Annotated in this window: 9 protein-coding genes; 7 read left to right on the top strand and 2 right to left on the bottom strand. The window is 41.4% G+C overall.

Annotated features, from left to right (window positions below):
* Window positions 1-11 precede the first annotated feature (11 nt).
* Window positions 12-3,347 carry a DUF5107 domain-containing protein gene (locus tag QX565_RS16985; RefSeq protein ID WP_289293633.1) on the top strand — a complete coding sequence of 1,112 codons (3,336 nt, stop codon included), beginning with the start codon at window positions 12-14 and terminating at the stop codon, window positions 3,345-3,347.
* 94 nt (window positions 3,348-3,441) lie between these two features.
* The gene (locus QX565_RS16980) at window positions 3,442-4,473 is read left to right on the top strand and encodes an aldose epimerase family protein (RefSeq protein ID WP_289293632.1); all 1,032 of its coding nucleotides are present in this window, start codon (window positions 3,442-3,444) and stop codon (window positions 4,471-4,473) included.
* Here the strand turns inward: QX565_RS16980 and QX565_RS16975 are convergent, their stop codons facing one another.
* Window positions 4,474-5,364, bottom strand: coding sequence for an AraC family transcriptional regulator (locus QX565_RS16975; protein WP_289293631.1), 891 nt, complete (start codon window positions 5,362-5,364; stop codon window positions 4,474-4,476). It lies immediately after the preceding gene.
* Window positions 5,365-5,602: 238 nt separating this feature from the next.
* The gene (locus QX565_RS16970; protein ID WP_289293629.1) at window positions 5,603-6,580 is read right to left on the bottom strand and encodes a virulence RhuM family protein/type II toxin-antitoxin system death-on-curing family toxin; all 978 of its coding nucleotides are present in this window, start codon (window positions 6,578-6,580) and stop codon (window positions 5,603-5,605) included.
* Window positions 6,581-7,479: 899 nt separating this feature from the next.
* Between QX565_RS16970 and QX565_RS16965 the strand changes: the two genes are divergently transcribed.
* Genes QX565_RS16965 through QX565_RS16945 form a run of 5 tightly spaced genes read left to right on the top strand, consistent with a single transcriptional unit; the run spans window position 7,480 to window position 17,461 of the window.
* Window positions 7,480-10,674: a SusC/RagA family TonB-linked outer membrane protein gene (locus QX565_RS16965; protein ID WP_221650079.1), complete on the top strand. Its 3,195-nt coding sequence runs from the start codon at window positions 7,480-7,482 to the stop codon at window positions 10,672-10,674.
* 19 nt (window positions 10,675-10,693) lie between these two features.
* A complete protein-coding gene (locus QX565_RS16960; RefSeq protein ID WP_289293628.1) occupies window positions 10,694-12,670 on the top strand; it encodes a RagB/SusD family nutrient uptake outer membrane protein in 1,977 nt (658 codons plus the stop codon).
* Window positions 12,671-12,701: 31 nt separating this feature from the next.
* Window positions 12,702-13,910, top strand: coding sequence for a DUF5000 domain-containing lipoprotein (locus QX565_RS16955; protein WP_289293626.1), 1,209 nt, complete (start codon window positions 12,702-12,704; stop codon window positions 13,908-13,910).
* A 14-nt stretch (window positions 13,911-13,924) separates the two neighbouring features.
* Complete coding sequence (locus QX565_RS16950; protein WP_289293624.1) at window positions 13,925-15,151, top strand: DUF4998 domain-containing protein; 1,227 nt, start codon at window positions 13,925-13,927, stop codon at window positions 15,149-15,151.
* Window positions 15,152-15,187: 36 nt separating this feature from the next.
* Complete coding sequence (locus QX565_RS16945) at window positions 15,188-17,461, top strand: glycoside hydrolase family 3 N-terminal domain-containing protein (protein ID WP_289293623.1); 2,274 nt, start codon at window positions 15,188-15,190, stop codon at window positions 17,459-17,461.
* The last annotated feature ends 72 nt before the right edge of the window (window positions 17,462-17,533 follow it).

Raw genomic sequence — 17,533 nt, 5'->3', positions numbered from 1 at the left:
TGTTATATAATATGGAAAAAATAACCCAATATTTAATTCAAAGTACGGTACATACCAGTGAGGTACGTGCCTGGGAAGAAGATATTTTGCTTCCTACCTATGAAATAGGAAAGGAAGAGAAGAATCCCATTTTCTTGGAGAAGCGAGTATATCAAGGTAGTAGTGGCTCTGTATACCCTTATCCTGTAGTAGAAAAAATATCCGATAATAAAGTTGATAAGAAGTATCATGCTCTTTTTATAGAGAATGAGTATATCAAGGTTATGATATTGCCGGAACTGGGTGGACGTATACACATGGCTTATGATAAAGTGAAACAACGCCATTTTGTGTATTACAATCAGGTGGTGAAGCCTGCTTTGGTAGGGCTTACCGGTCCATGGATTTCGGGTGGGATTGAATTTAACTGGCCTCAGCACCATCGTCCCTCCACTTTTCTTCCTACTGATTTTTCTATAGAAGAGAATGCGGACGGTAGTAAGACAATCTGGTGTAACGAAGTGGAACGCATGTTCCGTACCAAAGGGATGCAGGGCTTTACCCTCTATCCGGGTAAGGCGTATATTGAAATCAATGTGAAGATTTACAATCGTACAGCTTTCCCTCAGACATTTTTGTGGTGGGCTAACCCGGCTGTGGTGGTGAATGATCACTATCATTCGGTATTCCCACCCGATGTAAATGCGGTGTTTGATCATGGCAAGCGCGATGTGTCGTCCTTTCCTATAGCTACCGGAGTTTATTATAAGCAAGACTACTCAGCGGGAGTGGATATTTCAAAATACAAGAATATTCCCGTTCCTACTTCTTATATGGCCATTCAGTCGAAATATGATTTTGTGGGTGGTTATGAGGCTGATGTCCAGGGTGGTTTGTTGCATGTAGCCGATCATCATGTGTCTCCGGGTAAGAAACAATGGACCTGGGGAAATGGGGATTTTGGCAAGGCTTGGGACAGGAACCTGACTGATGAGGACGGCCCTTATATTGAACTGATGACAGGAATGTATACGGATAATCAGCCGGACTTCTCATGGTTGCAACCTTATGAAGAAAAATCGTGGGTACAGTATTTCATGCCTTACAGTGAAGTGGGCTATGTGAAGAATGCTACCAAAGATGTTCTGTTGAATGTAGAGCTAAAAGAGGATAATGCTCATCTGGTACTTTATACCACAGGAGTGAATAAAGATGTACATCTGTTGGCAAAGGATATTCAAGGTAAGATATTATTGGATAAGATAATTCAGATTTCTCCGGCAGATCCGTTTACTGTTACTTTCCCGGCAATAGGATTAAAGGAAGAAGATATCCGGATAGAAATCAGAGACTGCGAGGGAAAAGTAATGCTTACTTATCAGGCTGATAAACCGGAAATAAAACCGGTACCCGACCCTGCCAAAGCAGCGAAAGATCCTAAAGATATTGCTTCTATCGAACAGTTGTTCCTGACCGGACTTCATTTGGAACAATATCGCCATGCCACTTATAATCCAATGGATTACTATCAGGAAGCTCTGCGTCGTGAACCGGGTAATGTGCGTTGCAATAACGCTATTGGTTTGCTGTTAATGCGTAAAGGGCAGTTTGCCGCAGCTGAAGCGTATTTCCGTACGGCTGTAGCTACTTTGACAGAACGTAATCCGAATCCGTATGATGGAGAACCATCCTATAACCTGGGCTGGAGTTGTAAGATGCAAGGTAAAGCAGACGAAGCTTATGATGCATTTTTCAAATCGGCATGGAATGCCGCCTGGCAGGATGCTGCCTATTATGGACTTGCACAAATAGATACGGCGAAAGGTAAATATGAGAGTGCTTTGGATAAAGTAGACCGTTCTCTTATCCGTAACTGGCATAATCATAAAGCACGTCAGCTGAAAGCTTCGATTCTGCGTAAGCTGAACCGTAAGGAGGAGGCTTTAAGCCTGATAGAGGAGTCTTTGAAGATAGACCGTTTCAATATGGGATGCCGTTTTGAGTATTATCTGTTGACTAAAGACGAGAACTCACTGGTGGAGATGAAGGAACTGATGAGGCAGTGGGAGCATGCTTATATTGAATATGCGCTTGATTTTGCAGGGGCAGGCTTGTATGAAGAAGCCATCTTGTTTTTGCAAAGTTATGTTGCTGGAGCCGGCAAGGTATATCCTATGATTCACTATGCTCTTGGCTATTTCTATGCTTGTCAGGGAGATAACAACAAAGCATTGGATTGCTATCGGAAAGCAGAACAAGCTGATCATTCTTATTGCTTCCCGAACCGTATCGAGGAAGTGGTGATTTTGCAAAATGCATTGGCTTTGAATACTCAGGGAGCTAAGGCAGCCTATAGCTTAGGAAACTTCTGGTATGCTGCCCGGCAGTATGAGAACGCCATTAATTGCTGGGAGACTTCTGTCGCTATTGCTCCGGACTTTCCTACAGTGTGGCGTAATCTGTCATTGGCCTATTATAATAAACAGAATGATAAAGCAAAAGCACTGGACGCTTTGGAAAAAGCATTTCAGTTGGATGAACACGATTCGCGCATTCTGATGGAACTGGACCAGTTATATAAACGTTTGGGATACTCGCACGAACAGCGTCTTGCATTTCTGGAGGCTCATTTGCCTGAAACAGAAGAAAGGGATGATTTATCTATTGAGCGCATCACTCTTTACAATCAACTGGGACGTTATGCTGAGGCTAGAGCGTTGATAGAAAGTCGTAAATTCCATCCTTGGGAAGGGGGAGAAGGAAAAATTACGGGACAATATGTACTTTGCCGGGTAGAACTTGCCAGAATAGCTTTACGTGAACAGCGTTATGCAGATGCATTGGCTCTGCTGAAAGAGACTGAAAACTATCCTTATAATCTGGGAGAAGGTAAGCTGGCAAATGCTGAAGAAAATGATATCTGGTATTATAAAGGTGAAGCTTATCGGGGACTGGGTGATGAGGAGAACGCCAAAGCTTGTTTTGAGAAAGCAACGATTGGCTCCCCGGAACCACAACAGGCATTTTATTATAATGATCAGCAGCCGGATAAAATATTCTATCAGGGATTGGCATGGAGAGCATTAGGTGATGAAGATAAAGCGCGTAGTTGTTTTAATAAGTTGATTAAGCATGGTGAAAAACACCTCTTTGATACGTGTCGCATAGATTACTTTGCTGTTTCGTTGCCGGATCTGGCTATCTGGGAAGATGATTTGAACAAGCGCAATCGTATTCATTGTAATTATGTGATGGGATTGGGTTATTTAGGATTGAATGAAACATCCAAAGCAATTAAATTTCTGGATAAAGTCATAGAACTGGATATTAACCACCAGGGAGGGCAGAGTCATAGAGGCCTTATTTAGAAGGGAGAAGGGAGAATTGAGAAGGGAGAAGTGGGCTGCGCTATCACGCTGCATAATACTTCTCTTCTCTCCATTCTTTTTTAATATTTTGTTTATGAAAGTAACGCATGAAATAGCAGCTTATACGGCGACAGGTGAACCTGTTTTTTTATTTAAAGTGGTCAATGGGACCGGAGCTTATGTTGAGTTTACGAATTGGGGGGCCAGATGGATAACAGCAGCAGTACCTGATACTAACGGACATCTGACCAATGTGATAGTAGGTTATGATACGCTGGAAGAGTATTTGTCTGATACTTATTATATGGGGGCTACGATAGGACGTTTTGCCAACCGGATAGCAAATGCTTCATTTGTTATAGATGATATTACTTATCAGCTGGAAACAAATGATGGGTGTAATACCAATCACGGAGGGACCACCGGATTCGATCAGAAACTGTGGCAGTGGGAGGAATTACCCAATGGAGTTCGTTTTATGCTCACGTCACCCGATGGTGAAGGCGGTTATCCCGGAAACCTTGATGTGGTGGTAGATTATTGCTGGAACGAGTGCAATGAACTGATAGTTAGCTATTGCGGGAAATCAGATAAGACTACTTATCTGAATATGACAAATCATGCTTATTTTAATCTTAGTGGTACAAGGGAGAAGGTTACTTCGCATCTTTTGACTATTCCTGCCGGGAGAATACTGGATACAACACCCGCGTTTATTCCTACAGGTAAAATAATACCAGTGACAAATACTCCTTTTGATTTTACACATTGTAAACAGATTGGGCAGGAACTCTATGCTGATAACCAGCAATTACACAATAATAGAGGATATAATCATTGTTATGTATTAAAGGAACATCCTTCCTGCGATATGCTGCAAGCTGCCTGTCTCTGCGAACCCGTATCTAAACGGCGTTTGACTGTAACAACTGATTTACCCGGAGTACTGCTCTACACGGCAGGTTATTATAAACTTCCCGATACAGCGGTATGCCTGGAAACTCAGTTTTTTCCCGATACACCTTCACACTCTCATTTTCCCTCTTGTTTGTTGCCCTCGGGACGAGCGTATAATCAGCGAACTATATATAAATTTGATATAGATGACCGGGAAGTGTATTCATAACTATCCCTTTTTCTTAGCTTTATACTCCGAAGGTGGAATCCCCATTGTTTTGGTAAATAACCTGGAAAAATAAAGAGAATCTTCGTAACCTACTAACGGACTTATCTGACTGATTTTCATATCAGTGAAGTCCAGATAATGGCATGCTTCCTGTATTCTAAGGTAATTCAGGTATCGCAGAGGTGAAGATCCGGTTTTTTCTTCAAACAGGTTCGAAAAGTAAGAAGCAGACAGCTTTACTTCGTGGGCGATATCTGTAAGACGGATTTTCTTATTCAGGTTTTCTTTCATATAATGGATGGCAAGCTGTACTACGTCTTTACGTGAGTTGTTCATAGAACCGCAGTCGCGATATTCTCCGATAAATTTCATGGAACCCAGAAAATGAAACAGGCTGGTGGTGGCGTACAGCATATAATTCTTGTTGTATCCGGAACTGATGGAAGAATAAATTTCTTCAAAAAGTGTCAGTCGTTCTTTGATCCGGGAGTGTGCTTCGGGAGTAATATTACGTGGACGGTCAAAGCCTGCACTAAAAAATGCTGCTTTATCCCCGTCAAAATGTATCCAATAGATTGTCCATGGATTAGTAGCATTACTGCCATAAGCATGAGCTTGGTGTTTGGGAAGAATAAAAAATTGATTAGAGATAATTTTGTATCGTTGATGGTCCAACTCAAACCAGCCTTCTCCTTCTACACAGTAAATAAGAACAAACTCATTCACTTCTTCGGCACTTCGCTCACGATAATGAAAACTGGCATGCGGATAATAACCAATATCAGTGATATGGAGTTCCCGGCCCAAAGGGTCCCGTTTTAGCTCTTCGATCAGGAAATCCGGCAATACAATAGCACGTTCTCCTTTGAATCCTTCTTTAATTCGTGGCATGTTTTGTCAGGTATTGGATTTTATAAATCTGAATGAAGCGGCTTATGCTCTCAGCACCCAAAGTTACAAAAAAATCTCTGGAATAAACGAATAAAAAGGGGAAAATGGCATTGAATGACCAACGGGCAGATTGCTTATATCGTTGGGTAGCAAAGTTCTTTACTAAGAGTCGGAAATTCAGAGAATGCAGAGAAAAGCAAGCTGAAAATTGTAACATCGAACTGGATACTCTAATTTATTAATTGTTTTTATTAATCAGATTTACAATTACTTTTACCATCGTTTCCATCTCTTCTGTACGGCTTTCGGCAATCATCAGTGTAAGAGCAACAAGGGTGTTGTTTCCAATTCGTTTACTTCCGTCGGTATTGTACAGAATACCATTTCGTTCCATAAACCAAAGAAATAGAAATGCGGCAATCCGTTTGTTGCCATCACTGAATGAGTGGTTCTTGGTAACCAGATAGAGCAATATGGCTGCCTTCTCTTCGATGCTTGGATAGAGATCCTGCTGGCCAAAAGTTTGATATATCGCACCAATGGAACCTTTGAACGATTGATCCTTTTCGTTGCCAAAGAGTGAACTTCCGCCAAATTTTTCTCGCAATTCATCAATCGCAGCCATCGCGTTATCGTAGGTGGCTCTGAATTGTTCCGTGTTAGTAGTCTTTTCAATTTCCAGCTGTTGATAATCGTATCTATCAAGCGTATCAAGTGCGTATGCATAATCCGTAACCACTCTCAATAAGCCCGTTGCTTCGGAATATTCCAATGTTTTGTGGTCGAGTACATTTGCAAGCACTTTGATGGTTTGCTTTAAATCTTCGTACTGATCCAACTTAATATTCTCTTTGACGGCATATCCTTTTATTAAATACTCTTTGAGTACCTTATTTGCCCAGATACGGAACCGGGTTGCATTTTTAGAGTTTACACGATAACCTATTGATAAAATAGCGTCGAGGTTATAATAAGTTGTTCGATAGTGTTGTTTCCCGTCATTACCCATATGTTCCAAAATGGAACATGTGCTATTTTCGTCAAGCTCGCCTGACGAGAATATGTTTTTGAGGTGTTTGGTTATTGCTGGACGCTTTGTACCAAATAGCTCCGCTATCTGCTTTTGAGTTAACCAAATAGTTTCTTGTTCAAGTCTAACATCCAGAGCAGTTGTCCCGTCCGAGGTTGTATATAATATGATTTCTCCTGTGTTCATAACATATAAATTGCTGAGATGCAAACTTACAGAAAAATAGTTATAATAGTGACTGACTCCTTCTAAGATTTTAGTTAGCCGACATGGATTTGATTCATCACAGATGTGCCAATGAATTAACGTAATATAAGTGTGGTGTATGTATCAAAAAGTCAGACTGTCAAAGTGATATTCCTGAGCTTCGAGAATTCGCTTGTTTGTGGAGAGCGGTGGCAAAGGTGTCCGGAATTGTCTTTATTTGGGAGTTGGATTTTTCAGATTGCTAGGGTTTGATGCTGATTGGATTTATTTTGTACCCTTGTTTTGTATTTACTATGCAGTTTGTTCCCAAACATTATCTATTTTGCTCTTTATTCTTTTTTTGGATAGCTCTGTTTCGGGGAGCAACTAGCGAAAAAATAGGTCTTCCGGTAGAGATTCAGATGTTTCTCTACGACACTCTTATCGTTTCTCTACGACATTCGCATCGTTCCTCGTAGAGTCTCGGAGTGTTTGAAGTAATGAAATTGTAATTAACGTGCCGGAATAAATGCATTTATATCCGGATAAAGCGATAATATGCAGTTTCTGTTGCATGTTATTGTGGCTTTTTATGCAGTTTTTCTTCTGGTTGTAGCAGAATTCTAAAAGTTCTTGTTATTAAAACAAACGATATTCGTGTAAAATGTTTGTTTATTCCTTGTTTTAATGACTTTTGTACAAAATCTCCGGAGGATAAATTCATGCTGCAAGGGGGAGAGGCTGACTGGCTTTTCCTTTGGGTAAGATTCTCCATATCCATGATGTTTTTGTCTATTGATTACTGTCCTTTTTTAAGCTTCCTTTGCATATGATAAACATTATTCTTATGAGTGTATAATCTTGTAATGAAATTAAGTGATGATTTAAAATAATTATGTATGGAAAAACACATGTTTGAGAAGCTTTCTTTCCGGAAAGTATTTAAGTTCATTTTGGCCTTGTTGCTGTTTTCCTGTAGTGTATCGGGCTATGCTGAAGTACTCGATAACAGAGTGGTGAAGGGAGTAGTTAAAGATGAATTGGGTGAACCGCTACCTGCTGTAACCGTAGTAGTAAAAGGTACGACCAACGGGGTAACTACTGACCTGGATGGTGAATATACACTGTCTAATGTGCCTGCCGGATCTACATTGGTGTTTTCTTTCTTAGGAATGCAGACACAGGAAATTGTAGTAAGAAATCAGAAACGTATTGATGTGGAAATGAAAGAAGATGCTGTCAGTATTGATGAAGTAGTAGTGGTAGCATTTGGTACGCAGAAAAAAGAGAGTATGGTTAGCTCTATCCAGACGGTAAAACCTGCGGCTTTAAAGGTACCTTCCAGTAACCTTACTACTGCACTGGCGGGGCGTATGTCCGGTTTGATTGCTTATCAGCGCAGTGGTGAACCGGGGCAGGACAATGCTGACTTTTTTATCCGTGGTGTGACAACTTTCGGCTATAAGAAAGATCCGTTGATTTTGATTGATGGTATTGAAACGACCTCTACTGAACTGGCACGTTTGCAGCCGGATGATATAGCTGCCTTTTCTATCCTGAAAGATGCTACTGCTACGGCTTTATATGGTGCACGTGGTGCCAATGGCGTTATTCAGGTACAGACAAAAGAAGGTAAGGAGGGGCCGGCTAAGGTCAGTCTGCGTGTAGAGAATTCCTTCTCTTCCAATACATCGAATATAGAGCTGGCAGATCCTATTACTTATATGCAAATGGCGAATGAGGCGGTAACAACACGCAATCCGTTGGCTCCTTTGGCCTATTCACGTGAGAAAATAGCCAATACAATTGCCGGTAAGAATCCGTATCTGTATCCGGCTAATGACTGGCGTAAGCTGATGACCAATCCGTTGGTAGCAAACCAGCGCGCTAACCTGAGTGTGAGCGGTGGTGGTAAAGTGGCTCGTTATTATATTGCTGCCACTTTTTCGAAAGATAATGGTAATCTGAAAAATGATAAGTATGCCGGTTATAAAAATAACATTGATCTGAGCACTTACCAGCTGAGATCGAATGTAAATATTAATCTGACGAAAACGACCGAAGCAATTGTCCGGTTGGCAGGTACATTTGATGATTATACCGGACCGCTTGATGGAGGAGATACGATGTATAAGAAGATTATGGTTTCCAATCCGGTATTGTTCCCGGCTTATTACCCTGCTTCCGATCTTCCTTCTGCTAAACATGTGCTGTATGGTAACGCATTGTATAATAATAATGTGGAATATACGAATCCTTATGCGGAATTGACCAGAGGATATAAGGATTATTCTAAATCGACAATGGATGCACAATTTGAACTGAAGCAGGATTTGTCATTTATCACCAAGGGACTGAATGTACGTGGCTTATTCAATACGTCCCGTTATGCTTATTTTGAAGTAGGTCGTGCATCGAGTCCTTACTTTTATAATGTAAGCTCTTATGACAAAGGGGGCTCGTATTCTATCATGCAATTGAATGAGGATTCAAATCCGACGGAATACCTGGAGTCTACCGGTTCCTGGACGGATGTACAGTCTACTGTATATATGGAGGCTGCGATGTCTTATAACCGTTCTTTTGGGGAACATGATGTAAGCGGTTTGCTGGTATATCAGCGTCGTGAAAAAAGAGTATCGAATATTAAAGATGACTCACAAAAAGATAATCTGCAAAAATCTTTGCCCTATCGTAATCAGGGATTGTCCGGTCGTTTTACCTATGCTTTTAATAATCGGTATATGGCTGAATTTAACTTCGGTTATAATGGTTCCGAACGTTTTTATCGTTCTGAACGCTATGGCTTCTTTCCTGCCATCGGTATAGGTTATGATATTTCCAATGAGAAGTTTTGGGAACCGTTGAAGAAGGTGCTTCCGAAGTTTAAATTGAAATACACCTACGGTCTGGTAGGAAATGATGCTATTGGTGACGAAAATGACCGTTTCTTCTATCTGTCTGAGGTAGATGCAAATGATAGTGGTAAGAGTTATGGTTTTGGTACGGACTTTAATTATACTAAGAACGGAGTAACAGTAAGGCGTTATGATAACCGGGATATTACCTGGGAAAAGGCTTATAAGTCTAACTATGGTCTTGAACTGTCGTTGTTTGACGGTCTGAATGTGCAGGTGGATTATTTTACCGAACATCGTACCAATATCCTGATGGACCGCGAATCTATTCCTTCTACTATGGGACTTTCGGCAAAGGTACGTGCCAATGTGGGTGAGGCGAAAGCGAAAGGATTAGATTTGTCTGTGGATTATAACAAGGTGTTCCGAAAGGGGATGTGGTTGCAATTACATGGAAACTTTACGTATGCTCATAGTGAGTTCCTGAAATATGAAGAACCGGAATACAACGAAAAGTATAAACTCCACGTAGGACAGTCTCTGAAACAGGAATATGGTTATATTGCAGAACGCCTGTTTATCGATGAGGCCGATGTGGCTAACTCTCCGAAGCAGACATTTGGCGAATATGGAGCCGGTGATATTAAATATCGTGATGTAAATGGTGATGGACAGATTACTGAACTTGACCAGGTACCTATTGGCTTCCCGACAGTTCCGGAAATTATTTATGGCTTTGGCTTCTCTTTTGGCAGTGCACGTTTTGATGTTTCGGCTTTCTTCCAGGGATCTGCCCGTTCTACTTTCTGGTTGGATGCTAAAAACACTTCTCCGTTTGTGCATGTATATGAAGACACTAACTGGGATAATGTATCAATGTGGAAAGACATTCCTTTATTAAAGGCCTATGCTGATAATCACTGGACAGAAACCAATCGTAATATCTACGCTTTGTGGCCACGTCTGAGCAGTACTCGTATGGAGAATAATATTCAAAAGAGTACCTGGTTTATGCGTAACGGAGCTTTTCTGCGTATGAAGACACTGGAAGTTGGATATACCTTCCCGGAAACATTGACAAAGAAGGCTTATATAAATTCTGCGCGTATTTATTGTAGTGGTAATAACCTGTTTGTGCTCAGTGGATTCCATATGTGGGATATTGAGATGGGAGGTAACGGATTAGGTTATCCTATTCAGCGGGTTATTAACCTGGGTGTCCAATTAACTTTTTAAATAGAGGAGACGAAAAGCTATGAAATATAATTTGAAAAATAAACTAAGAAACCTGGCTTGTATCTCTTTGTGTGCCAGTGGAATGTGGATGTTGAGTGCTTGTGGTGATTATCTGGATGTTGTGCCCGATAATGTAGGTACTATTGAACACTCTTTCAGTAACCGTAATGAAGCCGAGAAGTATCTGTTTACTTGTTACTCTTATATTCCGGAGTATCATAGTGAACGGGCAAATGTTGGTTTGATGGGTGGTGATGAGCTGGCTACTTTCTATCCTATTCAGAGTGGCGATGATTACGCTACCTGGCGTATCGGGTTGGGATATCAGAATGTGAATGATCCTTATCTTAATTATTGGGACGGAGGTAATGGTGCGGCTCATAGTCTGTATGAAGGGCTTCGTGATTGTAATACATTTCTGACTTATGTGTCTGATACGGATTATGTAGGCGATCTTGCTCCTTCGATGAGGAAGAGGTGGTTGGCAGAAGTGAAGTTCCTGAAAGCCTATTACCATTATTTACTGTTGCGTATGTATGGTCCGATTGTGATAGCAGATGAAAATCTGCCAATCTCTGCTACTCCGGAAGAAGTACGGTTGAAACGTGCCCCAGTTGATAAAGTAGTCTCTTATATTTCTGATTTGCTTGATGAGGCAAAGATAGATTTACCTGTGAAGATAGATGATCAGGCAACAGAACTGGGACGCATAACTCGCCCGGCAGCCTTGATGCTGAAAGCTAAATTGCTGGTAATGGCTGCCAGCCCGTTGTTTAATGGTAACCCGGATTATGCTGATTTTGTGGATAAAGACGGTGAGCATTTATTTAATAGCGACTATAGTGTACAGAAATGGGTCGATGCCCAGGAAGCTTGCGAACAGGCCATTGAAATGTGTGAGCAGGGTGAAGGTGGAATAAGTCCGGACATTGTATTGCATGAAACACATACGAATCTGGTATTCAGTGCTAAACTGAAACGTGAGTTAAGTTTACGTGAGTGTGTGACAGAAAAGTGGAATGATGAGTTAATCTGGGGACTGTCCGGTCGCCTGACAGGTGGTTTACAGCAGTCTTGTATGTCACGTGTGGGTAAGTATCCGTCGAATATGCACGGTGCATCTGAAAAAATAAATCCGACAATGTACATTACCGAATTGTACTATACAAAAAATGGTGTACCTATTGATGAAGATAAAGAATGGGAATATGCTAACCGTCTGAAGGTAAAGAAGAATACCAATAATACAGCGAATGAGTTTTATTTGATTCCGGATTATGAAACGGTAAGTGCCAATTTTGACCGGGAACCCCGTTACTATGCAAATGTTGGTTTTGACGGATGCTTGTGGTATCAAAACAACTGTGTTTCCGGGAATTCATCTGATATCTGGCAACTGAAGGGACGTGCCGGACAAGCACAAGGTATTTTGGGAGCTTACGGCTATTCTAAAACAGGGTATTGGGCTAAGAAATTAGTGAGCTTGGGATTCGTGAATACCGAAAGCGGATGGAATACAGAACAATATCCGTGGCCGGAGTTCCGCCTGGCCGATCTTTATCTGCTTTATGCAGAAGCTGTTAATGAAGCTTCGGATTCTGAAGCTGCCCGTACATTGGCAATTAGCTATGTGGATAAAATCAGAGCACGTGCAGGTCTTTCCGGAGTCAAAGAGTCCTGGGAACAACATTCACGTAAGTCGAATAAGTTCAGAACTCAGTTGGGATTGCGTGAGATTATTCAGCGTGAACGTGCCATTGAGCTGATGTTTGAAGGACAACGCTTTTGGGATGTGCGCCGCTGGAAAATAGCTGATAAGGAATATAATAAAACACTGATGGCATGGAATCCTCGTGGCAAAACGGTGGATACTTATTATCAGTTGACCGCCATGTATACTCAGCAATTTGTGGCACCACGTGATTACTTCTGGCCCATTAAAGAAAAGTCATTGGTGATCAATCCCAATCTGGTACAAAATCCGGGATGGCAATAAATCGTTTATTTGATTAAAAACAGAAAGAGATATGAAATCAATAAGAATATATATACTTATGTTGGGGATATTGATGGCTCTTGCCGGCTGTCAGACCGACTTTGTGAAGCCTTTGGAAAATGATAGCGAAGCACCAGCACCGGTGCGTGATGTAACTTATATCAAGATGCCGGGTTCTGTACTTCTTACATATACATTACCTTCAGATCCCGATTTACTCTATGTAGCAGCCAGTTATACAAATAAAGAAGGCAAAAAATATGAATTTAAGGCTTCTTACTTCACGAATACATTGCTGGTCGAAGGTTTTGGAGATATGGATACCTATTCATTGGATGTATATGCCGTGGACCGTAGTGAGAATTATTCTGCACCGGTGAATATACAGGTTTCTGCAGATACCCCTCCTGTACAGGCGGCTTATGAAACGCTGGAAGTACAACCCGACTTTGGGGGGATGACCTTTTCGTTTGCAAATACATCAAGAGCAGACTTAACAGTTTATGTTTCTACTCCGAATGAGGATAATGAAATGGTCAATGCAGAAACGTTTTATACGGGGCTGCCCAAAGCTACATTCTCCGTGCGTGGTTATCTGGATGTATCCCGTGATTTTGAAATTTATTTCCAGGATAAATGGGGTAATAAATCACAGGTAAAGAAAGAAACCCTTACTCCGATATACGAGGCGGAACTTGATAAGAAAAAATTCAAAGAGGTGATTCTGCCAGGTGATTTTCCATGTACTTTCTATGAAAGTAAGATGGAGTATATCTGGGATGGACGGGCAGCTGCCGACGGTGACGGACAGACAGGAGCCCATACAGGTATTGAAGAGCATAACGGTCCTACCTGGTTTACCTTTGATCTTGGAGTCCTGGCGAAGTTGAGTCGTTTTAACTTGAAGTTTGTACAGGATGACAAGCACTTTTATAACGACGTTTCTCCGAAAGTGTATGAGGTCTGGGGATGTGCAGAACTGGATAAATCCGGTAGCTGGGATAGTTGGATAAAATTACTTCATATTGAAAATGAGAAGCCTTCCGGTTTGCCGGGAAGTGAACTGACTGAGGATGACCGTCTGGCTGCACGGGAAGGTGATAATGCTGATTTTCCGTTGGATGCGCCACGTGTGCGTTATATCCGTATCAAATGTATTGATAACTGGACCGGTAACTCTAATATGGTATTTACTGAGGTTACTTTCTGGGGAGATGATAAATCAGAAACGAATAATTGATAAATGCTTGAATTATGAAATTGATGTTTAAATATATAGTGGCAATAGCGGCTTTGTTCTTATTTCTTGGCAGTTTTTCTTCTTGTACACAGATGGATGAGTATCTGAAGTATACGGATGGAAAGGAGATACTGTATATTGGTAAGCCGGAGGGGATGCAAATGCGTTCGGGAAAAGGGCGTGTACAATTCTACGGTATTCTTATTGACCCTAAAATTACCCGGTTACGTATTACCTATAATATGGGAAAAGAAGTAATTGACCTGCCTGTTCAGCGTGGAGAAGGAGCGGAGGTATTTACTTACGATATCCCATTGAAGGAGGGCATTTATAATTTTGTTGTTCAGACTTTTGATGACAACGGACATGCTTCTGTGCCGGAATCACTCATTGGCTCTTCTTATGGTACTATTTATGAAAGTACATTATATAGCAGGGGTATTTCGTCTGTGAAATGTGAAAATAATGCTACTACGATAAAATGGGCTACCGCTGATACTCATTCACCTTATGTCCGTATCTGGTATACGGATGTTAATGCTCAGGAACGTATGGTAGAAGTAGAACAAGCTGAGCAGGAAACGATTCTGGAAGACTACAAGTCGATGAGTGGTTTTAAGATGAAAACTTACTATCTGCCGGATGTTACAGCCGTGGATATCTTTGAGATTGAGGCAAATGTAGAAGCGGATGAAACGTTGACGGCCAGCGTATTGAAAAATGCCACTGACCCTGTGATGCGGAGTGACGATAGTACAGAGAAAAGTGGAATTCTGAAAGACTGGAAGTATACCTCTAATCTGTTGACACAGAATAATGGTACTACCGGTACTTTTTATGAGGCTTCTGCCGGTAAGACATTTATAAATATATCTACGATGAATTATGCCGCTGCCATCGAAAATGGTAAAATATGGCAGGAAGTAACTCTGCCTGCCGGGACATACGAGTTCTCATTCAATGTGAATACTTCGAAAGGCAATAATCTGAATCCATATGGGGTAGTGGTTGCCGGCAGTGAAATACCAGACGTAGATCAGGTTGAAGCACTGTCTTTGGCTTACCTTAATTGGGGGCGTACCACGGGAGTAAAAACGTTGAGTTTTACATTGGATGAAGAGACAACCGTTCAATTGGGATGGGTTGCAAGTATGGGCGAAAAGAGTGCCGATATTCGTATAAATAGTGTTACTCTGAATAAGATACATAAAATAAATACGATAGAAAGAGGCATTGAATGATGCTATTTGCTTATCTAAATGAACATTAGTAATAATATGAAGAAAAAGAGCTTTTTGATAGTTTTAGGGGTATGTATCGGGACTACCGGTTTTGTATGGGGAACCAATGATAAACCATTGTATAAGAATCCGGATGCCCCCATTGAAAACCGTGTGGAAGACCTACTGCGGCGTATGACTTTGCAGGAGAAGGTATTACAACTACAGAACAAACCCGTTGGTAGGATTGATGAGATAGAACGTGTTTTTGGCGGACAGAGTTATGGATGTACCCATGAAATGGGCCAGACAGCAGAAGAATGTGCCCGAATCTATAACGAGTTACAGAATTATATGCTGACTAAAACCCGGTTGGGTATCCCAATTTTAACAGCTGTAGAAGGTATCCAGGGTATTTTACAAAATAATTCTACCTTGTTTCCGCATGCTATTGCACAAGGAAGCACGTTTAACCCCGGATTGATAGAGCGCATGACGGAGGCGGCAGGTGCCGAAGCGGCAACGATGGGTATTCACCAGGTTTTATCTCCTGTATTTGATATTGCCCGTGAATTACGCTGGGGCAGGGTGGAGGAGACTTATGGCGAGGATCCTTATCTGATTGCTGAAATGGGGATTGGCTTTGTGAAGGGATACCAGAAACACCGGATTACATGTACCCCGAAACATTTTGTAGCACACGGTACACCGACGGGAGGACTGAATTGTGCCTTTGTCAGTGGAGGTGAACGTGAATTCCGAAGTATGCATCTTTATCCTTTTGCACGCGTTATTAAAGAAGCTGATCCGCTTTGTATTATGAGCTGTTATAGTGCCTATGATGGCATTCCTGTGTCAGCATCTCCTTATTATATGACTGATGTATTGCGCGATGAACTCGGATTTAAAGGATATGTATATTCTGATTGGGGCTCTGTTGATCGGGTGATGACTTTTCATTATGCTGCCTCTACCCGTGAAGAAGCTGCCCGTCTATCGTTGATAGCCGGTGTTGATCTGGACGTGGACTCTGATTATGAAACACTGGAACAACAGGTGAAAGAGAACATTATAGATGAAAGCTATATCGATAAGGCTGTACGGCGTGTTTTGTATGTGAAGTTTGCTTTAGGTTTATTTGACCGTCCTTATTTCGGTGATCCGAAACAGGTGAAAAAGGTCGTTCGTTCTGCCGAACACATCGCTTTGGCAAAAGAGATCGCGGATGAGAGTGCTATCTTGCTTGAAAACAAGAATAACATCTTACCACTTGATTTATCGAAATATAAATCGATTGCTGTAATAGGGCCTAATAGTAATCAGACTATCTTCGGAGATTATGCATGGACTACTCCGGATACGAAAGAGGGAGTAACTTTATACCAGGGTTTAAAAGAGGTAATGAAGAATAAGGTAAAACTGCAACAAGCAGATGGCTGTGATTGGTGGAGCCAGAAGGAGGAGAATATTGCGGATGCAGTAAGAATTGTAGAACAAAGTGATTTGGCTATTGTGGCGGTAGGTACCCGTAGTACTTTCCTGGGACGTGGCCCACGTTATTCTACGGCAGGTGAAGGATTCGATTTGTCTTCTTTAGAATTACCTGGTAAGCAAATGGAACTATTGAAAGCTGTAAAAGCAACAGGCAAACCGATGGTGGTTGTTTTTATATCGGGTAAACCACTGGTGATGACCTGGGCGAAAGAAAATGCGGATGCTGTATTGACACAGTGGTATGCTGGTGAGCAGCAAGGGCGTTCTATGGCCGATATTCTGGTTGGCAATGTTAATCCTTCAGGACGTGTAAATGTATCGTTTCCGCGCAGTACGGGAAATACACCTTGCTTTTATAATTATTTTCCTACGGACCGTGTACAGCGATTTGACCGTCCGGGTACTTACGAAGAACCGGCAGGGCATTATATTTTTGAGCATCCTTATGCGCTATGGGAATTTGGTTATGGTTTGAGTTATACCGAATTTAAGTATACCGACTGTAATTTAAGTGATTCAATTTTCTCAGACAGAGGTAAGTTGACTGCTACTATTGAGATTGAGAATACCGGAAAACGGGATGGGAAAGAGGTTGTTCAGTTGTATGTTCGAGATAAGATTAGTTCGGTTGCTACCCCTATCAAACAACTGAAAGCTTTCAAAAAGGTATCGGTCAAAGCGGGTAAAAAGGAAACGGTAACGTTGGAGCTGCCGATTTCGGAATTAGCTCTTTATGATGCCCGTATGAAGCATATAGTAGAACCTGGTGAATTTGAGATACAGATTGGTAGCTCTTCCGATCGTATCCATTTCAATAAGACTATTGTGGTGAAATAAAAGGGATTACAGAGTGTACATTTATGTATCATAAGAATGTACATTCTTACATAACAAAAGTGTACACTCTTG

It is taken from the genome of Bacteroides sp. 41_26 (assembly GCF_949740115.1).
Classification (GTDB): domain Bacteria; phylum Bacteroidota; class Bacteroidia; order Bacteroidales; family Bacteroidaceae; genus Bacteroides; species Bacteroides nordii.
Note: the sequence above shows the minus strand (reverse complement) of the source record. Positions and strands in the feature narration are given on the sequence as shown.

Coding starts and splice junctions, on each gene's coding strand:
- QX565_RS16945 (WP_289293623.1), top strand. CDS start 15,188: ATGAAGAAAAAGAGCTTTTTGATAGTTTTAGGGGTATGTATCGGGACT.
- QX565_RS16970 (WP_289293629.1), bottom strand. CDS start 6,580: ATGAACACAGGAGAAATCATATTATATACAACCTCGGACGGGACAACT.
- QX565_RS16960 (WP_289293628.1), top strand. CDS start 10,694: ATGAAATATAATTTGAAAAATAAACTAAGAAACCTGGCTTGTATCTCT.
- QX565_RS16965 (WP_221650079.1), top strand. CDS start 7,480: ATGGAAAAACACATGTTTGAGAAGCTTTCTTTCCGGAAAGTATTTAAG.
- QX565_RS16975 (WP_289293631.1), bottom strand. CDS start 5,364: ATGCCACGAATTAAAGAAGGATTCAAAGGAGAACGTGCTATTGTATTG.
- QX565_RS16950 (WP_289293624.1), top strand. CDS start 13,925: ATGAAATTGATGTTTAAATATATAGTGGCAATAGCGGCTTTGTTCTTA.
- QX565_RS16985 (WP_289293633.1), top strand. CDS start 12: ATGGAAAAAATAACCCAATATTTAATTCAAAGTACGGTACATACCAGT.
- QX565_RS16955 (WP_289293626.1), top strand. CDS start 12,702: ATGAAATCAATAAGAATATATATACTTATGTTGGGGATATTGATGGCT.
- QX565_RS16980 (WP_289293632.1), top strand. CDS start 3,442: ATGAAAGTAACGCATGAAATAGCAGCTTATACGGCGACAGGTGAACCT.